The sequence below is a fragment of the Marinobacterium jannaschii DSM 6295 genome (assembly GCF_000620085.1).
Taxonomy (GTDB): Bacteria; Pseudomonadota; Gammaproteobacteria; order Pseudomonadales; family Balneatricaceae; genus Pontibacterium; species Pontibacterium jannaschii.
In genome coordinates, this window is sequence record NZ_JHVJ01000017.1 from 123,633 (window position 1) to 141,012 (window position 17,380).

Sequence of the window (17,380 nt, forward strand, 5' to 3'; positions counted from 1 at the left end):
TGATGCCGGTAAAACTTGTTGCAATACAGGCCGATTCACCGCAGTGCGGGAGCAGTAACAGCCTGTATTGCTCGTGTCTCAGGTAATGACCGGAGCATTCAGCCCCTGTGCATTACCTGATCAACCATCGCCGCGAATTGAAAGTCTGCGTGCGATACACCTGTCATTAAAGTGCCAACAACAAAAACAACAACCAGCACCATGACCAGATCGGGTCCTTTTTTCATTTTTAAGCCCAGCTTCCTGAGAACTGCTAAAACAAATTCAAACGGCAGTTTTGCCTAGCAGCGTATTCTTCCAGATTGAGACTTTTTTTCAAGCCACAATATTCTCTTTTCACTATTTTTATCGACAACTTTGCTGACAAATTTAGAAAAAAACGCGATTTCCGTAGAAAACAATAAAAAATGACCGACCAGATCGCTGCAATATGTCGGACATTAGCGACAGTTTTCAAAAACAAGGTTCCACGCCAGGCGGCAGATTCAAGCCAGAGGTATTAGGCCTTCAGGATTCAGCCACACTGAACAGTTAAAGAAGGATAAAAAACAGCACCCGTTTGAGGCAGCCGGCAATGTGCTCAGCAGGCTGTGCAAAGCCGCATCCACCGTGGCAACAAAAATCGCCCCGTGGCTGCTGACTATTGGCAACAGAGTGTTATAGTGAATTTATAGCTAATCCCGGGTCGCAGGGGACAACGGCCCATCCCTCAGTAAAAACAGGAGTTTACCATGATGACATCTCTGGTATTGACCGTGATTGGCCCGGACAAGCCGGGTCTGGTCGAGATGCTGGCACAGACCATCAGCGACCATCAGGGCAATTGGCTGGAATCTGGCATGTCCCGCCTTGCTGGCAAGTTTGCCGGCATTCTGATTGCACAGGTTCCAACAGATAAAGCAGATCAGCTCAGTGCAGCACTGCAGGAGCTGGATGGACAAGGCCTGAAAATCACCGTAGAGAAAACTGCCGACAGCAGCGAAGCGGCGCGCAAAACCTTTACCCTGGAGCTGGTTGGCCATGATAAGCCGGGCATCGTCCGCGATATCTCCCAGGCTCTGGCAAAGCGTAAAGTCAATGTAGAAAGACTGAATACCGAAGTGGTATCCGGCTCAATGTCTGCCGAACTGCTGTTCAAGGCTGAGGCAGAACTGTCCGCCGATCCTGCAACCGACCTCAACGCCCTGCAGGAAGACCTGGAAGCGATCGCCAACGATCTGATGGTCGATATCACGCTGAACTAAGCTGAAAGCCCAAAGCCTCAAGCAGTAAAAAGTAAAAAGCCCCCGTTACCAAGGTAACGGGGGCTTTTGCTTAGCGCGGCAGACTTAGAGCTTGCCGCTTTGTCACTTATTCGACGTCGCGCTGGGCCAGTCTGGCGGCACCACGTTTCACCGCCGCACGCACCTGATCCGGTGCTGTACCGCCAATATGATCACGGGCGGCAACAGACCCTTCCAGCGTCAGCACTTCAAATACATCCTGCTCGATGGTGTCGGAGAACTGAGCCAGCTCTTCCAGTGTCATCTCACCCAGGTCTTTGCTCTGCTCGATACCGTAGGCTACGGACTTACCCACGACCTCATGGGCATCACGGAATGGCATACCCTTACGCACCAGGTAATCTGCCAGGTCGGTAGCAGTGGAGAAACCACGCAGTGCAGCTTCACGCATACTCTCTTTCTTCGCTTCCAGCGCCGGAACCATATCGGCAAAGGCACGCAGGCAGCCTTTAACGGTGTCGATCGCGTCGAACAGCGGCTCTTTGTCTTCCTGGTTATCCTTGTTGTACGCCAGTGGCTGCGACTTCATCAGGGTCAGCAGGCTCATCAGGTGACCATAGACACGGCCGGACTTGCCACGGACCAGCTCAGGCACATCCGGGTTCTTCTTCTGCGGCATAATAGAAGAGCCGGTGCAGAAGCGGTCTGGCAGGTCGATAAAGTCGAACTGGGCCGAAGTCCACAGCACCAGCTCTTCAGACATTCGGGTCATATGCATCAGCAGGATGCTGGAAGCGGCACAGAACTCGATTGCGAAGTCACGGTCGGAAACCGCATCCAGGGAGTTCTCAGCCGGCGCATTGAAGCCCAGCAGCTCGCAGGTTACATCACGCTCGATCGGGTAAGTGGTACCCGCCAGGGCGGCAGCACCCAGCGGCATCACATTGGCACGTTCGCGGCAGTCTTCGAAACGGCCGTAGTCACGGCTCAGCATCTCAAACCAGGCCATCAGGTGATGACCAAAAGTCACCGGCTGCGCAGTCTGCAGGTGGGTGAAGCCCGGCATAATTGTATCAGCTTCGCGTTCTGCAACCGTCAGCAGGCCCTGCTGCAGGCGGGTAATTTCGGACAGTACCAGATCGATCTCATCACGCAGGTAAAGACGGATATCGGTCGCCACCTGATCGTTACGGGAACGGCCAGTATGCAGTTTCTTACCGGTGATACCGATTTTCTTGGTCAGCGCCGCTTCAATGTTCATATGCACATCTTCCAGTGCAACCGACCATTCGAACTCACCCCGTTCGATCTCAATACGGATCTCTTCCAGACCACGCAGGATATCGTCGCGCTCAGCGTCGGTCAGCACGCCAACCTTGGCCAGCATTTTGGCGTGAGCAATAGACCCGCGGATATCCTGCAGGTACATGCGCTGATCAAACTCTACGGATGCGGTAAAACGGGCTACGAAAGCATCGGTTGGCTCGCTGAAACGGCCACCCCATTGCTGGTTGGTCTTGTCACTCATCGGATAACCTCAACTGAGACAGCTACTGGCTGCGTGAAATCAATTTGCGCGCATTATATCACGCTCCCTTTTTATCGCCCCTCCTTCGATCTGCTACAATCGCCGCCAGACCGAAAATTTACCGTTGTTGCCCATCGGGCCTGAAGGATTCCATCATGAGTCGAACTATCCGCATTGCGACCCGCAAGAGCCTGCTGGCATTGTGGCAAGCCGAATACGTCAAAGCCGAGCTGGAAAAGCACCATCCCGGACTGAATGTCGAACTGGTACCGATGGTATCCCGCGGCGACAAGATCCTCGACACTCCGCTGGCCAAGGTGGGCGGTAAAGGCCTGTTCGTGAAAGAACTGGAAACCGCGATGCTGGAAAACCGTGCCGATATCGCCGTGCACTCGATGAAAGACGTACCGATGGAGTTTCCGGCCGGACTGGGACTGGCCGTGATCTGTCCGCGCGAACGTCCCACCGACGCTTTCGTATCAAACAACTACAAACACTTTGACGACCTTCCGGCCGGTGCTGTTGTCGGCACCTCCTCCCTGCGCCGTGAGGCCCAGCTGCGTGAGCGTCGTCCCGACCTGCAGATCAAATGGCTGCGCGGCAACGTTCAGACCCGCCTCGGCAAACTGGATAACGGCGACTATGACGCCATCATCCTGGCTACGGCCGGCCTGCTACGCCTGAAACTGGACGAGCGCATCACCCACGAGATCACCCCTGAGGACAGCCTTCCCGCGGGCGGCCAGGGCGCCGTGGGTATCGAGTGCCGTAGCGACGACGCTGAACTGATCGCACTGCTGCAGCCACTGCATCATCAGGAAACCGCCTGGCGGGTAAAGGCTGAGCGCGCTATGAACCGTCGCCTGGAAGGCGGCTGTCAGGTTCCGATCGCCTGCTATGCCACCCTGAATGAAGATAATTCAGAGCTTTATCTGCGCGGCCTGGTCGCCCGCCCGGATGGCACAGAGATCCTGCGGGATGAGCAGCGCGGTAAACCGCAGGACGGCGAACAGATCGGCATTGAGGTCGCCGAGCGACTGCTGGCCGACGGTGCCGATGTAATCCTGAAAGAAGTTTACAGCCAGGGCGATGAGTAAGCAGATGCTGGGCGGTAAGCGGGTGCTCGTCACCCGTCCGCCTCATCAGGCGCACGGCCAGCTGCAGCGGCTGCAACAGCTGGGTGCCGACGCTGTAGCCTTTCCATTGCTGGAGATCCGGCCGATTGATACAGCCGCGCCACAGTTCCAGCCCGCCAAGTCCTGTATGCTGGACCTGGATCTCTATCACAGCGTTATCTTTGTCAGCGCCAACGCAGCCCGCTTCGGCGCCAGCTGGATTGATGACTACTGGCCGCAGCTGCCGCTGGGAGTTAATTTTCTGGCGGTCGGGCAGAAGACAGCTGCTACATTAAGTGACTATGGTATAGATGCCTGCCCAAACCCGTTCGGGTACGATTCAGAAGCACTGTTAAATGCCGCACCTCTGCAACAGATTGCAGGTGAGCGCATCTTGATCGTGCGCGGTATCGGAGGCCGGGAGAAGCTGGCAGAGGAACTTTCAGCCCGTGGCGCTAAGGTAGATTACGCAGAACTCTATCAACGTTGCCCTCCCCCCTATTGCGACGACGCCGTCAGTAGTACACTTTATGACCCGGTGCCTGACGCAGTTATTATTACGAGTGGCAATGCACTTGAGAATCTGCTGAGTATAGCTGCGGGAAGTAACAGACAGTTTGATACGGCGCCACTGCTTGCCTGCCAGTTAGTGGTGCCCAGCAAACGAATAGAGCAGCTGGCAAAAACTGCGGGCTTTACCCGAATTAAAACAGCGGCGGGTCCTGACGACCAGTCAATGACGGACGCGCTGTTGCCTTAAAATTATGCGGAAGTCGATACATGAGCGATAAAGATAAGAAACTCCAGGACGAGCAGACACAGGATGCCGAAATCATTGAAGCTGAGGTGATTGAAAACGATCAACCTGAGTCCGGTGACGACACTAAGGACACTTCTTCCTCCACGTCTCAGCCCGTCGCCAGCCAGGCAGCCGATAAGCAGCCTGCAACCTGGCCTGGAAAGGTCGCACTGGTGCTGTCCATCGCGGCCCTGGGTGCATCAGGCTACCTGTACTGGTTGTCCATGCAGCAGAATGCCGCCAGCCAGGCGCTGGAAGCCTCTATTAAAAGCCGTGTCGAAGGCTCGATCACCGATGCCCGCGGCAGTATCGACAGCTCACTGGCCAGCATGAACCAGAAGCTGGGCCAGCTGCAGTCAGCAGCCGGTAACGACCGCCAGAACGTAGAAGCTCTGCAGCAGCGCGTCACCCTGGCAGTACAGCAGATCAGTGCCCGCCAGCAGAATACCCGCAAAGACTGGCTGATGGCCGAAGTGGAATACCTGCTGCGCCTGGCTAACCAGCGCGTGCTGATGGAACAGACCCCTGAAGGCGCCCTGGCACTGCTGAAATCAGCCGACAAGATCCTGAAAGAGACTGATGATGTCTCAATCTATGAAGTACGCAAAGCACTGGCAGCCGATATCGCAGCACTGGAAGCGACACCGCGGCTGGATACAGAAGGCCTGTTCCTGCAGCTGAGCGCCCTCAACAATCAGGTTGAGAATCTGCGCCTGATCCCGCTGACAGAACAACGCGAGCTGCCGGAGTTGCTGCAGGAGATTACTCCGGAAGCGGTCGAAGCCTCACTGGGTGCAGACCTGAAAGCCTCCTGGGGCAAAGCGGTGGACAAGTTTAACCAGCTGATCGTGATCAACCATCGCGACGAACCGGTAAAACCGCTGCTCTCCCCTGAACAGACTTACTACCTGCAGCAGAATCTGCATCTGATGCTGGAAGAAGCCCAGCTGGCCCTGTTGCAGCGCAAGCAAGGCTCCTACACCGGCAGCCTGGAGAAAGCCGAAGGCTGGATTGGCACTTACTTCGAAGCTAAGGACGCCACCACCCAGGCCCTGCTGCGCGGTATCGGTGAGCTGAAGCAGATTAACGTCAATCCAGAGATGCCAGACATTTCCGGTTCCCTGAATACGCACAAGGACTACCTGCAGCGTATGACCAAACTGAAGGAAGAGGGAGCAGCCTGATGAAAAAACTGTTCCTGTTTCTGCTGATCATGCTGGTCGCCGGTGCATGGATCGGCGAAAAAATGGTGCAGGACCCGGGTTATGTCCTGCTGGCCTATAACGAATCCACACTGGAGACCAGTCTCTGGGTACTGCTGGTGGTTACTGCCATCGGTTTCGTCCTGCTGCACTGGCTGGTTAACCTGTTCTTCCGCTTCCGCCTGCCAACCAGTGTGCTGAAAGACTGGAGCGACGACCGTCACCAGGTTATCGCTCAGCGTAAGACCCTGAAAGGTCTGATGGCACTGTCCGAAGGTAACTGGCCGAAAGCTCAGAAGCTGCTGAGCCAGGCGGCCGAACGCTCCGAACTGCCCCTGGTGAACTACCTTGCAGCGGCCCAGGCCGCCCATGAGCAGGGCCAGGGCCAGCAGTCCGACTATCTGCTGCAACAGGCACGTGAGACCACACCTGAGGCTGAAGTTGCGGTCGGTATCGTCCAGTCTCAGATTCAGCTGTCGCGCGGCGAACTGGAGCCGTGCCTGGCTAACCTGCTGAAACTGCGCCAGCTGGCACCGAAAAACAGCGTTATCCTGAAACTGCTGAAAGACGTACAGATCCGCCTTGGGGACTGGGAAGCGGTATCCCGCCTGCTGCCTGAGCTGAAGAAGGTGAATGCCCTGCCTGCCGATGAGATCGCCCAGCTGGAACATACCAGCCACCTGCGTCGCATCGAAAGCAGTGTTGAAGCCCTGCCGGTCGAAACGGAAGACAGCGATCGCATCAAAGCCCTGACCCAGGCCTGGAGTGCAACGCCAAAGGCAGCGCTGGAAGATGGCACCCTGGTCAACCGCTACACCGACCTGCTACTGGAACTGGGTGGAGAGAATCAGGCCGAGCAAACCCTGCGTGAGCTGATCAAGCAGCAGTGGAACGACAGCCTGGTGAACCTCTACGGCCGCATCGCCTCTGAAGACCCGGCCAAGCAGCTGGATCAGGCCCGCAGCTGGGCGAAGAAAAACCCGGACAGCGCCGACCTGATGCTGACCCTGGGTCGCCTGTCACTGCGTAACCAACACTGGGGACAGGCGGTAAAATACTTTGAGGAGAGTTTCCAGATCGAGCCACGCGCCGAAAACCTGGCCGAACTGACACGCTTACTGCGCCATATGGGCGAAGAGCGTCGGGTTGAGCAACTACTGCAGAGCAACCTGACTCTGGTGGCCGGAGGCTTGCCGGAACTGCCAATGCCAGAGGCGGCCGCCACCTCCTGATAGCAATATCAGCGCAATAAAAAAGGACGCCTCGGCGTCCTTTTTTATTGCAGCCCGCTCAGCCCGTTCAGGCTTTCGCCGGCCTTGGCGCATAGGCAAACACATCGGCATGCATATGAGCCGCGTCGAAACCACGTGCCTCACAGGCATCCAGCAACGCATAGACCATACCCGGTGAGCCACTGGTAAGGATCTCGACATTGTCAAAGTCATCAAAATCTTCCAGAACGGCATCCGGCAGCAGGCCGGTACGTCCCTGCCAGTCGGTACTGCTCTCCGGCTCGGAAACCACCGCATGGAACATCACATTTGTGTGCTCACGCTGCCACTGTTCAGGCAATTTCGCCAGATAAAGATCCGCAGCTTCACGCACGCCCCAGTAGATATGGATCGGGTTAGAACACTGGTTCGCCAGCAGATGCTCACAGACACTCTTGATCTGGGAGAAACCGGTACTGGCCGCCGCCAGGATGACCCGGGTATCCGCCCGCAGATCCTGCGCCTGAATGTAGCAGTCACCTTTTGGCAACTCGATCTCAACGCTCGGGCTGTTCTGCAGATGCTCCATCACCGCATTGGAGGTCTCGCTTTCGGCCATATGCCGGATATGCAGCTCCAGGTCGCGGCTCTGATCCGGTGCGCTGCCAATGGAAAACGGCACCTTACGGCCTGATGGCAGGCAGATTTCCAGGTACTGTCCGGCATGAAACTCAATCGCATGACTGTTGGTCGCCGGCAGATGCAGGCGCACACGATAGACATCATGGTTTAGCGGCTCAACCGCCGTAATGTCACAAACCAGTTTTTTCACCAATTGTTCTCCGGGGACTCTGAGCCCTTCTATTTTCACCCTAATATCCTGCAGCGGCACTGAGGTACAGGCCAGAGCCCGAACGGTTTTCCCTGATGGCTGATTATTATTTTCCAGGGTACAAAGCGGGTATCGCTGCTGCACGCAACCGCTGAGCAGCTCAACCTCACAGATTTCACAAACACCGTTCCGGCAGCTACGGCGCATACGGTAGCCATGCCGCTCCAGAGTCGCCAGCACTGTTTCGCCAGCGTCAGCCTGAAGCACAAGCCCCAGGCCGTCTAATTCTATCTGATGGCCGCTAGCCGCAGCCATCAGTCCATGATCCCCAATTCGTCCCATATAGCGTCGACCCGCTGCTTGATCGCCGGGTCCATCACTATCGGCTCACCCCATTCTCGGCTGGTTTCGCCTTCCCACTTATTGGTGGCATCCATCCCCATCTTTGACCCCAGCCCCGATACCGGGGAGGCGAAGTCGAGATAGTCGATCGGCGTATTGTCGATCATGGTGGTATCGCGCTGCGGATCCATCCGCGTGGTGATCGCCCAGATCACATCGTTCCAGTCCCGGGCATTGATATCGTCATCGCAGACAATCACAAACTTGGTATACATAAACTGGCGCAGGAATGACCATACGCCCAGCATGATACGCTTGGCATGCCCCGGATATTGCTTCTTAATCGTCACCACCGCCATACGGTAGGAGCAGCCTTCCGGCGGCAGGTAGAAATCAACAATCTCCGGAAACTGCTTCTGTAAAATCGGTACGAAGACCTCGTTCAGCGCCACGCCAAGGATTGCCGGCTCATCCGGTGGCCGTCCGGTATAGGTGCTGTGATAGATCGGACGGTTACGGTGGGTAATCCGCTCAACGGTAAATACCGGGAAGCTGTCCACTTCGTTGTAGTAACCAGTATGGTCGCCAAACGGCCCTTCGTCAGCCATCTCCTCCGGATCAATGTAGCCTTCGAGGATAAACTCGGCACTGGCAGGCACCTGCAGGTCGCTGCCCAGACACTGTGCCACCTCAGTTTTACCGCCCCGCAGCAGGCCGGCGAAAGCATACTCGGAAAGGGTATCCGGCACCGGCGTCACAGCGCCGAGAATGGTCGCAGGATCGGCTCCCAGCGCCACCGCCACGGGAAATTTTTCGCCCGGATGGGTCTCTTTCCACTCGCGGAAGTCCAGCGCCCCGCCACGATGCGCCAGCCAGCGCATGATCAGCTTATTCTTACCGATCAGCTGCTGGCGGTAGATACCCAGATTCTGACGGCTCTTATTCGGCCCACGGGTAATAACCAGCGGCCAGGTCACCAGCGGAGCGGCATCGCCCGGCCAGCAGGTCTGGATCGGCAGTTTATAGAGATCGACCTCATCGCCTTCCAGCACATGTTTCTGACAGGCCGCTGACTTTACCACCTTAGGTCCCATATTCAGCACCTGCTTATACAGCGGCAGCTTCTCCCAGGCATCTTTCATGCCCTTGGGAGGCTCCGGCTCCTTCAGCTGCGACAGCAGCTTGCCAACCTCACGCAGGGCCTCGACGCTGTTTTCACCCATCCCCAGCGCCACCCGTTCCGGCGTACCGAACAGGTTGGCCAGTACCGGATAGTCATAGCCTTTGGGGGTTTCAAACAGCAGCGCCGGGCCGCCGGCACGCAGGGTACGATCAGAAATCTCTGTCATTTCCAGCACAGGATCGATCTCCTGGCTGATACGCTTCAACTCACCACGTGCTTCAAGCATCTGTATGAAGTCACGCAGATCTTTATATTTTGGTGTAGACATGGGTGAATAGCTCTGGACTGGACGCTTCGGGCGAAAACCGGGGGGAGCGGTTTTATACTCAGCGCAAACGCGCTTCAGCTACCGCACAACCATAAAAAAGGGCAAGCATAAGCTCACCCTTTCTTTACGCAGAAACGCTTATTTCCGTTTCATTGACAGGAAGAATTCATCATTGGTTTTAAAGTCTTTCAACTTATCAATTACGAATTCGATCGCTGCGGAATCTTCCATCGGATCGAGCAGCTTGCGCAGGATCCACATACGCTGCAGCTCTTCTTCGGTGGTCAGCAGGTCTTCGCGGCGAGTGCCGGAACGACGGATGTTAATAGCCGGGAAGACACGCTTCTCAGCCACTTTGCGGTCCAGATGCACCTCGGAGTTACCGGTACCTTTGAATTCCTCAAAGATAACTTCATCCATCTTGGAACCGGTATCCACCAGGGAGGTGGCGATAATGGTCAGGCTGCCGCCCTCTTCGATATTACGTGCTGCACCGAAGAAGCGCTTAGGACGCTCCAGGGCATGGGCATCGACACCACCGGTCAGAACCTTGCCTGAAGACGGGATCACGGTGTTGTAGGCACGGGCCAGACGGGTAATGGAATCCAGCAGGATAACCACGTCCTTCTTGTGCTCAGTCAGACGCTTAGCCTTCTCCAGCACCATTTCGGATACCTGTACATGACGGGCTGGCGGCTCATCAAAGGTCGATGCAACCACTTCACCGCGCACGGTACGCTGCATCTCGGTTACCTCTTCCGGGCGCTCATCAATCAGCAGCACGATCAGGTAGGTTTCCGGGTTGTTTTTGGTAATGCTGTTAGCAATATTCTGCAGCATCAGGGTCTTACCGGCCTTAGGCGGCGACACGATCAGGGCGCGCTGACCTTTACCCATCGGGCAAACCAGGTCGATCACACGGGCTGTCAGGTCTTCGGTACTACCGTTACCCAGCTCCATCACCAGACGGTCCTGTGCGAACAGAGGCGTCAGGTTCTCAAACAGGATCTTGTTCTTAGCGTTTTCCGGCTTATCGTAGTTAATCTCGTTAACTTTCAACAATGCAAAATAGCGCTCGCCATCTTTTGGCGGACGGATCTTACCGGCGATAGTATCGCCTGTGCGAAGGTTAAAGCGTCTGATCTGGCTGGGGGAAACATAGATGTCGTCGGGACCGGCGAGGTAGGAGGAGTCTGCTGAACGGAGGAAGCCGAAGCCATCCTGCAGGATTTCCAGAACACCGTCGCCGTAGATGTCCTCACCGCCCTTGGCATGCCGTTTGAGAATGGCAAAAATCACGTCCTGCTTGCGGGAGCGGGCAAGATTATCCATGCCCATTTCTTTTGCGATCTCAAGCAGTTCGGGAACGCTTTTTCTTTTTAATTCGGTAAGATTCATAGCTTTTGTGAAAGATAGCGCGAAGCTACAGGGTTGAATGGATAAGTTGGGAGAAACGTAAGAAGCTTTGGAAATATAGACAACTCACCGCGATTGCGGGCGTCAGATAACAAGACTATAAAAGGTTGTCAGGCAGGTGTCTATAGGAAGAAGGTAAGAAAATGTGGCACAGAATCAGTGCCACATTTCGAAAAGCGGCGTTTACAGACTCGCGTCAATAAAAGCAGCCAGCTGGGACTTGGACAGGGCGCCGACTTTAGTCGCCTTGTTTTCACCGTCCTGGAACAGCATCAGTGTAGGGATACCGCGAATACCGAACTTAGGCGGAGTCTCATTGTTCTCATCGATATTCAGCTTACAAACTTTCAGCTTGCCCGCGTACTCTTTAGCGATCTCTTCCAGTACCGGGGCGATCATTTTGCATGGACCACACCATTCAGCCCAGTAATCAACCAGCACAGCGCCTTCAGCTTTCAGTACTTCTTCCTCAAAAGAGGCGTCTGTTACGTTAACGATGTTTTCGCTCATAGGATCCTTTCTCCAATGCACAGGGTGCGTTTGAACACTGCCCCGATAATAACACCCTCTGTGAAAGATTGTTAATAGTCACTCACCGAGCTTCACTGTTGCCTTATCCCTGCTTAATCTGGGGTTTATGGTTTAATCTGCTAATGAGATAGCGCATATTATGCTGCGACCGCTCCCTGCTGTTGTTACCGGGTCCGGTGACTATCTGCGCTTAATACGCAGATCGCTGCTGATGGCAATCAGTGAACAGCCATCTGTTTACTGAAGCGCCTGCGGCTTTCTGTTAAATTACGCCCATTCGTTCAGGCATAAGGTGATATCGGAATGCAGGATCAAGTGTCTGTCCAGGAAAGCCAGCTGCTGGCGGCAATTGACCTGGGCTCCAACAGTTTTCATATGGTGGTCTCCAGCGTCGAACAGGGCGAATTGCGTCCGATCGATATCATGTCCGAGAAAGTGCAGCTGGCAGCCGGACTAGGCGATGACAATATACTCTCGGTAGAAGCCCAGCAGCGCGGCATCGACTGCCTCAGCCGTTTTGCCCAGCGTATTATCGACCTGCCGCGTTCGGCAGTGAAGGTGGTGGGCACCAATGCCCTGCGAGAGGCGCAGAACAGCAGCGATTTTATCGACCAGGCAGAGAAGCTGCTGGATGTACCGCTGGAAATTATTGCCGGCCGCGAGGAAGCCCGCCTGATCTATCTCGGCGTCGCTCACACCCTGGCAGATGATCATGGCAACCGCCTGGTGGTGGATATCGGCGGCGGCAGTACCGAGTTCATAATCGGCGAACGCTTTGAACCGATCGAGCTGGAAAGCCTGCATATGGGCTGTGTCAGCTATACCCGGGACTTTTTCCCTCAGGGCGAGATCAGCGCCAAGGCATTTCGCCAGGCCCAGACAGCCGCCATGCGTGAACTGCTGTCGATTCAAGACACTTACTGCACGCGGGGCTGGAACAGCGCTGTGGGGGCCTCAGGCACGATAAAGGCGGTACGTAATGCCTGCGTGCACCTCGGCTACTGCGATGACGGTATCAGCCGGGATGCCCTGCTGCGTCTGCGCGACTATATCCTGCAATATCAGCACGTCGACGAGATCGATATCGAAGTGGTCAAACCGGAGCGGCGTCAGGTGCTGCCCGCCGGGCTGGCCGTGCTCTGCGCCCTGTTTGAATCGCTCAATATCCGGCATATGGCCTATTCGGATGGCGCCCTGCGCGAAGGCCTGCTCTACGATATGGCCGGCCGCCTGCGTCACGAAGACGTCCGCGAGCGCACCATCAATGCACTCTCCAAGCGCTATCACCTGGATGAGGAACATGCCGACCGGGTCGAACAGACCGCATTGCTGCTCTGGGCCCAGAGTAAAAGCGACTGGCAGCTGACCGATGAACTGAATTACAACATGCTCTCCTGGGCTGCCCGCACCCATGAGATCGGCCTGACCATTGCCCATAGTCAGTTCCACAAACACAGCGCCTACCTGCTGCACAACTCCGACCTGCCCGGCTTCAGCCAGCGCAACCAGCAGCTGCTCGCCTTCCTCGTCCGCGGCCACCGCCGCAAGTTCCCCAAGGACGAGCTGAAGCAACTGCCAAAATCCCAGCAGGAGAAGGCAACCCAGCTCTGTATCCTGCTGCGGCTGGCGGTCATTTTACGGCGCAGCCGCAGCACCACGCGTCTGCCTGCATTTGAACTGGAAGCCAGCGAGCGCAAGCTGAGCCTGAGTTTCCCCTCCGGCTGGCTTGAGCAGCACCCGCTGACCTGCGCCGATCTGGAATATGAGACCGAGTATCTCAAGTCGATCGATTACAAGCTCAGACTGAGCTAGGTCAAGCAGCCACTCAGGCCGCCTGCAGCGGCCTGATGCAGAGGTTTTGGTTTCACGCAGACACAAAAAAGCCCCGCAGTGCGGGGCTTTTTTATGGCCGGATCATCGTTACAGGGCAGGGCCTGCAGCGATGATCTCTTCAGATACACCGTCGAACTTCTTGAAGTTCTCAACGAACTGGCCAACCAGGTCTTTAGCGGTTGCGTCGTAAGCGCCTTTGTCTGCCCAGGTATCGCGTGGGTTCAGTACGGAGGAATCAACACCCGGTACCGCTGTCGGTACGGTCAGGTTGATACCGGCAACGTGCTGGGTTTCAACGTCAACCAGGGAACCGTTCTGGATAGCCGCGATGATGCCACGGGTCGTAGGGATGCTGAAACGCTCACCTACACCGAAGGAACCACCGGTCCAGCCGGTGTTTACCAGGTAAACCTGAGAACCGAACTCTTCGATACGCTTCATCAGCAACTCAGCGTACTCACGTGCAGGACGTGGGAAGAACGGCGCGCCGAAGCAGGTAGAGAAGGTAGACTTGATGCCACCACCGGAACCCATTTCGGTAGAACCTACCAGTGCGGTGTAACCTGACAGGAAGTGGTACGCAGCCGCTTCTTTCGACAGGATAGATACCGGAGGCAGTACACCGGTCAGGTCGCAGGTCAGGAATACGATCGCCTGAGGCTCGCCACCCATATTGGTGTCGGAACGTTTTTCAACGTGCTCCAGCGGGTAAGCGCAACGGCCATTTTCCGTCAGGTTAGTGTCGTCGTAGTCGGCCGTACGCTGTTCATTCAGCGTTACGTTCTCAACGATGGCACCGAAACGGATCGCGTCCCAGATGATCGGCTCGTTCTTCTTGCTCAGGTTGATGGTCTTGGCATAGCAGCCGCCTTCAATGTTGAAGACAACACCTTTGCCCCAGCCATGCTCGTCATCACCGATCAGGTAGCGATCAGGATCAGCGGACAGGGTGGTTTTACCGGTACCGGACAGACCGAAGAACAGGGTAGTGTCACCCTCTTCACCGATGTTTGCGGAGCAATGCATCGGCAGCACGTCTTTCTCGGGCAGCAGGAAGTTCTGCACAGAGAACATCGCCTTCTTCATCTCACCGGCGTAACGCATGCCTGCCAGCAGGACTTTGCGCTTAGCGAAGTTGATGATGACACAACCGTCAGAGTTGGTTCCGTCACGCTCTGGCACACATTCAAAGCCAGCAACGTTGAGGATCTGCCACTCTTCTTTGCCTTTCTGGTTATACTCATCCGGACGGATGAACAGGTTCTGACCAAACAGATTCTGCCAGGCAGTCTGAGTTGTCATTTTAACCGGCAGGTAGTGGTTAGGATCGGAGCCTACATGTACATTGGCGACGAAATGTTCCTTGTCTGCCAGGAATTCTTCTACGCGGGTCCACAGAGCATCAAATTTGTCTGCGTCGAATGGGCGGTTTACATTACCCCAGTCGATAGCGTCAGAAGTGCTTGGCTCTTCTACGATGAAACGATCCATCGGAGAACGGCCGGTGCGTTTACCGGTAGTCACTACAAGAGCTCCGGTATCTGCCAGAACGCCTTCATTATTTTGAACGGCTTTCTCGACAAGCTGAGCCGGGCTCAGGTTAGTGTGTACGGTATTCACAGAATCTTTGGTCATTACTGGTTTCCCTCGGCTAGGCGCCAATAACGTTACCTGAAAAGCAATTATTGAAGATGATTTACTCGCCGGATGGCGGTAAACCTCTAATTTATAGGGAGGCGTATTATTGCACAAAAGGGAGTAAAAGCGCCATTGTCGTGACCGATTCTCATTTGGAAAGCAAAAACAGAAACGGTCTCAAGCAGTTATGGCGCTCAAGAACGCTTTAGTGCTGCAGCGGCGGCTGCTCATCGCCGTCATTTGGCACGAAAACCTGATCCAGATCAGCACGACCAAAGGCGTAGCTGCTGTTGCAGAACTGGCAGTTTACCGCCACAGCACCCTCCTCCTCGATGATCTGTTCCAGCTCTTCGCGACTCATATAGCGCAGGGATGCGGCACTGCGCTCACGCGAGCAGTCACAGCGGAAGGTCACTTTATCGGCCTCAAACAGGCGACAGGTCTCTTCGTGATAGAGGCGATAAAGCAGGGTTTCATTGTCCAGATACAGCAGCTCCTCATCCTTCAAGGTCGAGGTCAGATGGCTGATACGCAGCCAGTCTTCATCGCTGTTTCCGGACACCGGCAGTACCTGCACCATCATGCCGGCAGCTTTGTCACCGTCCGCCGCCAGCATAATCTGGGTCGGCAGCTGCTCTGAGGCGCTGAAGTAGGATTCCAGGCACTGGCTCAGGGTATCCCCTTCCAGCGGCACTACGCCCTGATAGCGCTGTCCCTGCTTCGGCTGAATGGTGATCGCCATCTGACCACCGCTGACCAGCTCACGGAAGCTGGCCTGTTCCGGCAGTTCGCCGTCAAAGCGGGCGATTGCACGCAGCTCCTGCTGATCGGTGCATTCAGCCATCAGTACTTTTACAGCGTCCTGGCCGGCAACCTGAAGAATCAGGCGTCCCTCAAACTTAAGGTTGGTGCTCAGCAGGGCTGCGGCGGCCATCAGCTCGCCCAGCACCTGACGAATCACCTGCGGATAGCCGTGGTTCTGCAGGGCCTGATGGTAGCTGTCCTCCAGCCCCACGACCGCGCCGCGGATATCCAGTTCATCAAAGAGAATACGTTGTATCTGATCAGAGTTGCTCATTAAGGTAATCAAAGCTGTTCATGGAAGGAATTGGCGCACATTCTAACACAGCGGAGAACTGGTTAAGAAACGTGCGCCCGGCAACGCAGCATTGTCAGAAACGATCGGCTCAGCCGTCCAGTTCCTGATCACGGAAGCCGCGGATCTGACGGCGCTCTTTTTTGTTCGGACGGTGACGGGGATTTATGCCGGCCCCACCCAGAGCCTTGCGATTAGCGGCCGCTTCCTCGCGCTTGGCCAGGCTTTGCGGCGTTTCCTCGTACAGTAGCTGCGCTTCCGGCGCGCCACGGCGCTGCTCGGACAGGGCCCTGACAATCACGACCTTTTCATCGAAACCCTGACGTATGGTGACTTCGGCGCCAACTTCGACAATCTTGCTGCACTTGGACCGCTGCCCGTTGTAGTGCACCTTGCCGCCCTCGATCATCTGCTTGGCGATGGCGCGGGTTCTGTAAAAGCGGGCGGCCCAGAGCCATTTATCCAAACGGACCTTGCTTTCTTCTGACTGACTCATGATTTCGGTTTTACCGGCAATATCTCATCGAAATGGTCGATGGCCATAAATTCATTAATGTCGCGGCGCTCACGCTGACTGTCCGGCTGATAGATCGACAGCAGGTAACGGATACCGTATTGCTGGGCCGAGCGCAGCACCGCCAGGCTGTCATCCACCAGCAGGGTGTGCTGTGGATCAAACGGCTCTTCCTGCTGCAGGCGCTGCCAGAAGCCCTGCTCCTCCTTGGCCATTTTATAGTCGTGGGAACAGATTACCCCGTCGACCAGCTGATCCAGCCCGGTCTTCTTCAGCTTGATGCTAAGACTGCCCCAGTGGCAGTTGGTGACGATCAGGGTGCGCTTACCCTGATCCCGCAACGCCTGCAGGAAGTCATGAACATGGGGCCGGAAACCGATCCGCTCTGCCACTTCCTGTTTCAGCGCAGCCACGTCCAGATTGAGTTCCTGACTCCAGTAATCAAGGCAGTACCAGTTAAGAGTCCCCTGTTCAGCTATGATACGCTGGTGTAACCAGGCACGCGCTTCCTGCGGATCGATCTGATGCAGTTCGGAGTACCGCAGCGGCAGATGTTCCAGCCAGAAGTGAGTGTCAAAGTGCAGGTCAAGCAGGGTGCCGTCCATATCCAACAGCACGGTATCAATGGGTTGCCAGTCAAACATCGCAT

General features: G+C 55.8%; 15 protein-coding genes. 6 read left to right on the forward strand and 9 right to left on the reverse strand.

What is annotated here, in order from left to right; genetic code table 11:
- Positions 1-731 precede the first annotated feature (731 nt).
- The gene (locus tag Q354_RS0109980; protein WP_027857480.1) at positions 732-1,244 is read left to right on the forward strand and encodes a glycine cleavage system protein R; all 513 of its coding nucleotides are present in this window, start codon (positions 732-734) and stop codon (positions 1,242-1,244) included.
- Between the two features lie 106 nt (positions 1,245-1,350).
- On the opposite strand, the gene argH is transcribed toward Q354_RS0109980, so the two are convergent.
- On the reverse strand, positions 1,351-2,751 hold the full coding sequence (gene argH / locus Q354_RS0109985) for an argininosuccinate lyase (protein WP_027857481.1): 1,401 nt from the start codon (positions 2,749-2,751) through the stop codon (positions 1,351-1,353).
- A 155-nt stretch (positions 2,752-2,906) separates the two neighbouring features.
- Between argH and hemC the strand changes: the two genes are divergently transcribed.
- From hemC to Q354_RS0110005, 4 genes are read left to right on the forward strand one after another with little or no spacing between them, the layout of a single operon-like run.
- On the forward strand, positions 2,907-3,848 hold the full coding sequence (gene hemC, locus Q354_RS0109990; RefSeq protein ID WP_027857482.1) for a hydroxymethylbilane synthase: 942 nt from the start codon (positions 2,907-2,909) through the stop codon (positions 3,846-3,848).
- Positions 3,841-4,626, forward strand: a complete 786-nt coding sequence (locus Q354_RS25290; RefSeq protein WP_051560031.1) for a uroporphyrinogen-III synthase — start codon at positions 3,841-3,843, stop codon at positions 4,624-4,626. Before hemC ends, Q354_RS25290 begins: the two co-directional genes overlap by 8 nt.
- 20 nt (positions 4,627-4,646) lie before the next feature.
- Positions 4,647-5,849 carry a uroporphyrinogen-III C-methyltransferase gene (locus tag Q354_RS0110000; RefSeq protein ID WP_027857483.1) on the forward strand — a complete coding sequence of 401 codons (1,203 nt, stop codon included), beginning with the start codon at positions 4,647-4,649 and terminating at the stop codon, positions 5,847-5,849.
- Entirely contained in the window at positions 5,849-7,099 is a 1,251-nt protein-coding gene (locus Q354_RS0110005; protein ID WP_027857484.1) for a heme biosynthesis HemY N-terminal domain-containing protein, read from the forward strand. The genes Q354_RS0110000 and Q354_RS0110005 overlap by 1 nt, the downstream gene beginning before the upstream one ends.
- Positions 7,100-7,166: 67 nt before the next feature.
- Here the strand turns inward: Q354_RS0110005 and Q354_RS25295 are convergent, their stop codons facing one another.
- The 4 genes from Q354_RS25295 to trxA form a co-directional block, all read right to left on the reverse strand.
- Positions 7,167-8,225 carry a 2Fe-2S iron-sulfur cluster-binding protein gene (locus Q354_RS25295; RefSeq protein ID WP_084332536.1) on the reverse strand — a complete coding sequence of 353 codons (1,059 nt, stop codon included), beginning with the start codon at positions 8,223-8,225 and terminating at the stop codon, positions 7,167-7,169.
- A complete protein-coding gene (gene ubiD, locus Q354_RS0110015) occupies positions 8,225-9,703 on the reverse strand; it encodes a 4-hydroxy-3-polyprenylbenzoate decarboxylase (RefSeq protein ID WP_027857486.1) in 1,479 nt (492 codons plus the stop codon). The genes Q354_RS25295 and ubiD overlap by 1 nt, the downstream gene beginning before the upstream one ends.
- A gap of 138 nt (positions 9,704-9,841) precedes the next feature.
- On the reverse strand, positions 9,842-11,101 hold the full coding sequence (gene rho, locus Q354_RS0110020; protein WP_027857487.1) for a transcription termination factor Rho: 1,260 nt from the start codon (positions 11,099-11,101) through the stop codon (positions 9,842-9,844).
- Positions 11,102-11,302: 201 nt separating this feature from the next.
- A complete protein-coding gene (gene trxA / locus Q354_RS0110025) occupies positions 11,303-11,629 on the reverse strand; it encodes a thioredoxin TrxA (protein WP_027857488.1) in 327 nt (108 codons plus the stop codon).
- Positions 11,630-11,953: 324 nt separating this feature from the next.
- Between trxA and ppx the strand changes: the two genes are divergently transcribed.
- Positions 11,954-13,462: an exopolyphosphatase gene (gene ppx / locus Q354_RS0110030; protein WP_027857489.1), complete on the forward strand. Its 1,509-nt coding sequence runs from the start codon at positions 11,954-11,956 to the stop codon at positions 13,460-13,462.
- 108 nt (positions 13,463-13,570) lie between these two features.
- Here the strand turns inward: ppx and Q354_RS0110035 are convergent, their stop codons facing one another.
- The 4 genes from Q354_RS0110035 to yrfG form a co-directional block, all read right to left on the reverse strand.
- A complete protein-coding gene (locus Q354_RS0110035) occupies positions 13,571-15,118 on the reverse strand; it encodes a phosphoenolpyruvate carboxykinase (protein ID WP_027857490.1) in 1,548 nt (515 codons plus the stop codon).
- A gap of 208 nt (positions 15,119-15,326) precedes the next feature.
- Positions 15,327-16,199 carry an Hsp33 family molecular chaperone HslO gene (gene hslO, locus Q354_RS0110040; protein WP_027857491.1) on the reverse strand — a complete coding sequence of 291 codons (873 nt, stop codon included), beginning with the start codon at positions 16,197-16,199 and terminating at the stop codon, positions 15,327-15,329.
- 109 nt (positions 16,200-16,308) lie between these two features.
- The gene (hslR, locus tag Q354_RS0110045) at positions 16,309-16,713 is read right to left on the reverse strand and encodes a ribosome-associated heat shock protein Hsp15 (protein ID WP_027857492.1); all 405 of its coding nucleotides are present in this window, start codon (positions 16,711-16,713) and stop codon (positions 16,309-16,311) included.
- Positions 16,710-17,375, reverse strand: coding sequence for a GMP/IMP nucleotidase (gene yrfG / locus Q354_RS0110050; protein ID WP_027857493.1), 666 nt, complete (start codon positions 17,373-17,375; stop codon positions 16,710-16,712). Before yrfG ends, hslR begins: the two co-directional genes overlap by 4 nt.
- Between the last annotated feature and the right edge of the window lie 5 nt (positions 17,376-17,380).

Coding starts and splice junctions, on each gene's coding strand:
- Q354_RS0109980 (WP_027857480.1), top strand. CDS start 732: ATGATGACATCTCTGGTATTGACCGTGATTGGCCCGGACAAGCCGGGT.
- argH (WP_027857481.1), bottom strand. CDS start 2,751: ATGAGTGACAAGACCAACCAGCAATGGGGTGGCCGTTTCAGCGAGCCA.
- hemC (WP_027857482.1), top strand. CDS start 2,907: ATGAGTCGAACTATCCGCATTGCGACCCGCAAGAGCCTGCTGGCATTG.
- Q354_RS25290 (WP_051560031.1), top strand. CDS start 3,841: ATGAGTAAGCAGATGCTGGGCGGTAAGCGGGTGCTCGTCACCCGTCCG.
- Q354_RS0110000 (WP_027857483.1), top strand. CDS start 4,647: ATGAGCGATAAAGATAAGAAACTCCAGGACGAGCAGACACAGGATGCC.
- Q354_RS0110005 (WP_027857484.1), top strand. CDS start 5,849: ATGAAAAAACTGTTCCTGTTTCTGCTGATCATGCTGGTCGCCGGTGCA.
- Q354_RS25295 (WP_084332536.1), bottom strand. CDS start 8,225: ATGGCTGCGGCTAGCGGCCATCAGATAGAATTAGACGGCCTGGGGCTT.
- ubiD (WP_027857486.1), bottom strand. CDS start 9,703: ATGTCTACACCAAAATATAAAGATCTGCGTGACTTCATACAGATGCTT.
- rho (WP_027857487.1), bottom strand. CDS start 11,101: ATGAATCTTACCGAATTAAAAAGAAAAAGCGTTCCCGAACTGCTTGAG.
- trxA (WP_027857488.1), bottom strand. CDS start 11,629: ATGAGCGAAAACATCGTTAACGTAACAGACGCCTCTTTTGAGGAAGAA.
- ppx (WP_027857489.1), top strand. CDS start 11,954: ATGCAGGATCAAGTGTCTGTCCAGGAAAGCCAGCTGCTGGCGGCAATT.
- Q354_RS0110035 (WP_027857490.1), bottom strand. CDS start 15,118: ATGACCAAAGATTCTGTGAATACCGTACACACTAACCTGAGCCCGGCT.
- hslO (WP_027857491.1), bottom strand. CDS start 16,199: ATGAGCAACTCTGATCAGATACAACGTATTCTCTTTGATGAACTGGAT.
- hslR (WP_027857492.1), bottom strand. CDS start 16,713: ATGAGTCAGTCAGAAGAAAGCAAGGTCCGTTTGGATAAATGGCTCTGG.
- yrfG (WP_027857493.1), bottom strand. CDS start 17,375: ATGTTTGACTGGCAACCCATTGATACCGTGCTGTTGGATATGGACGGC.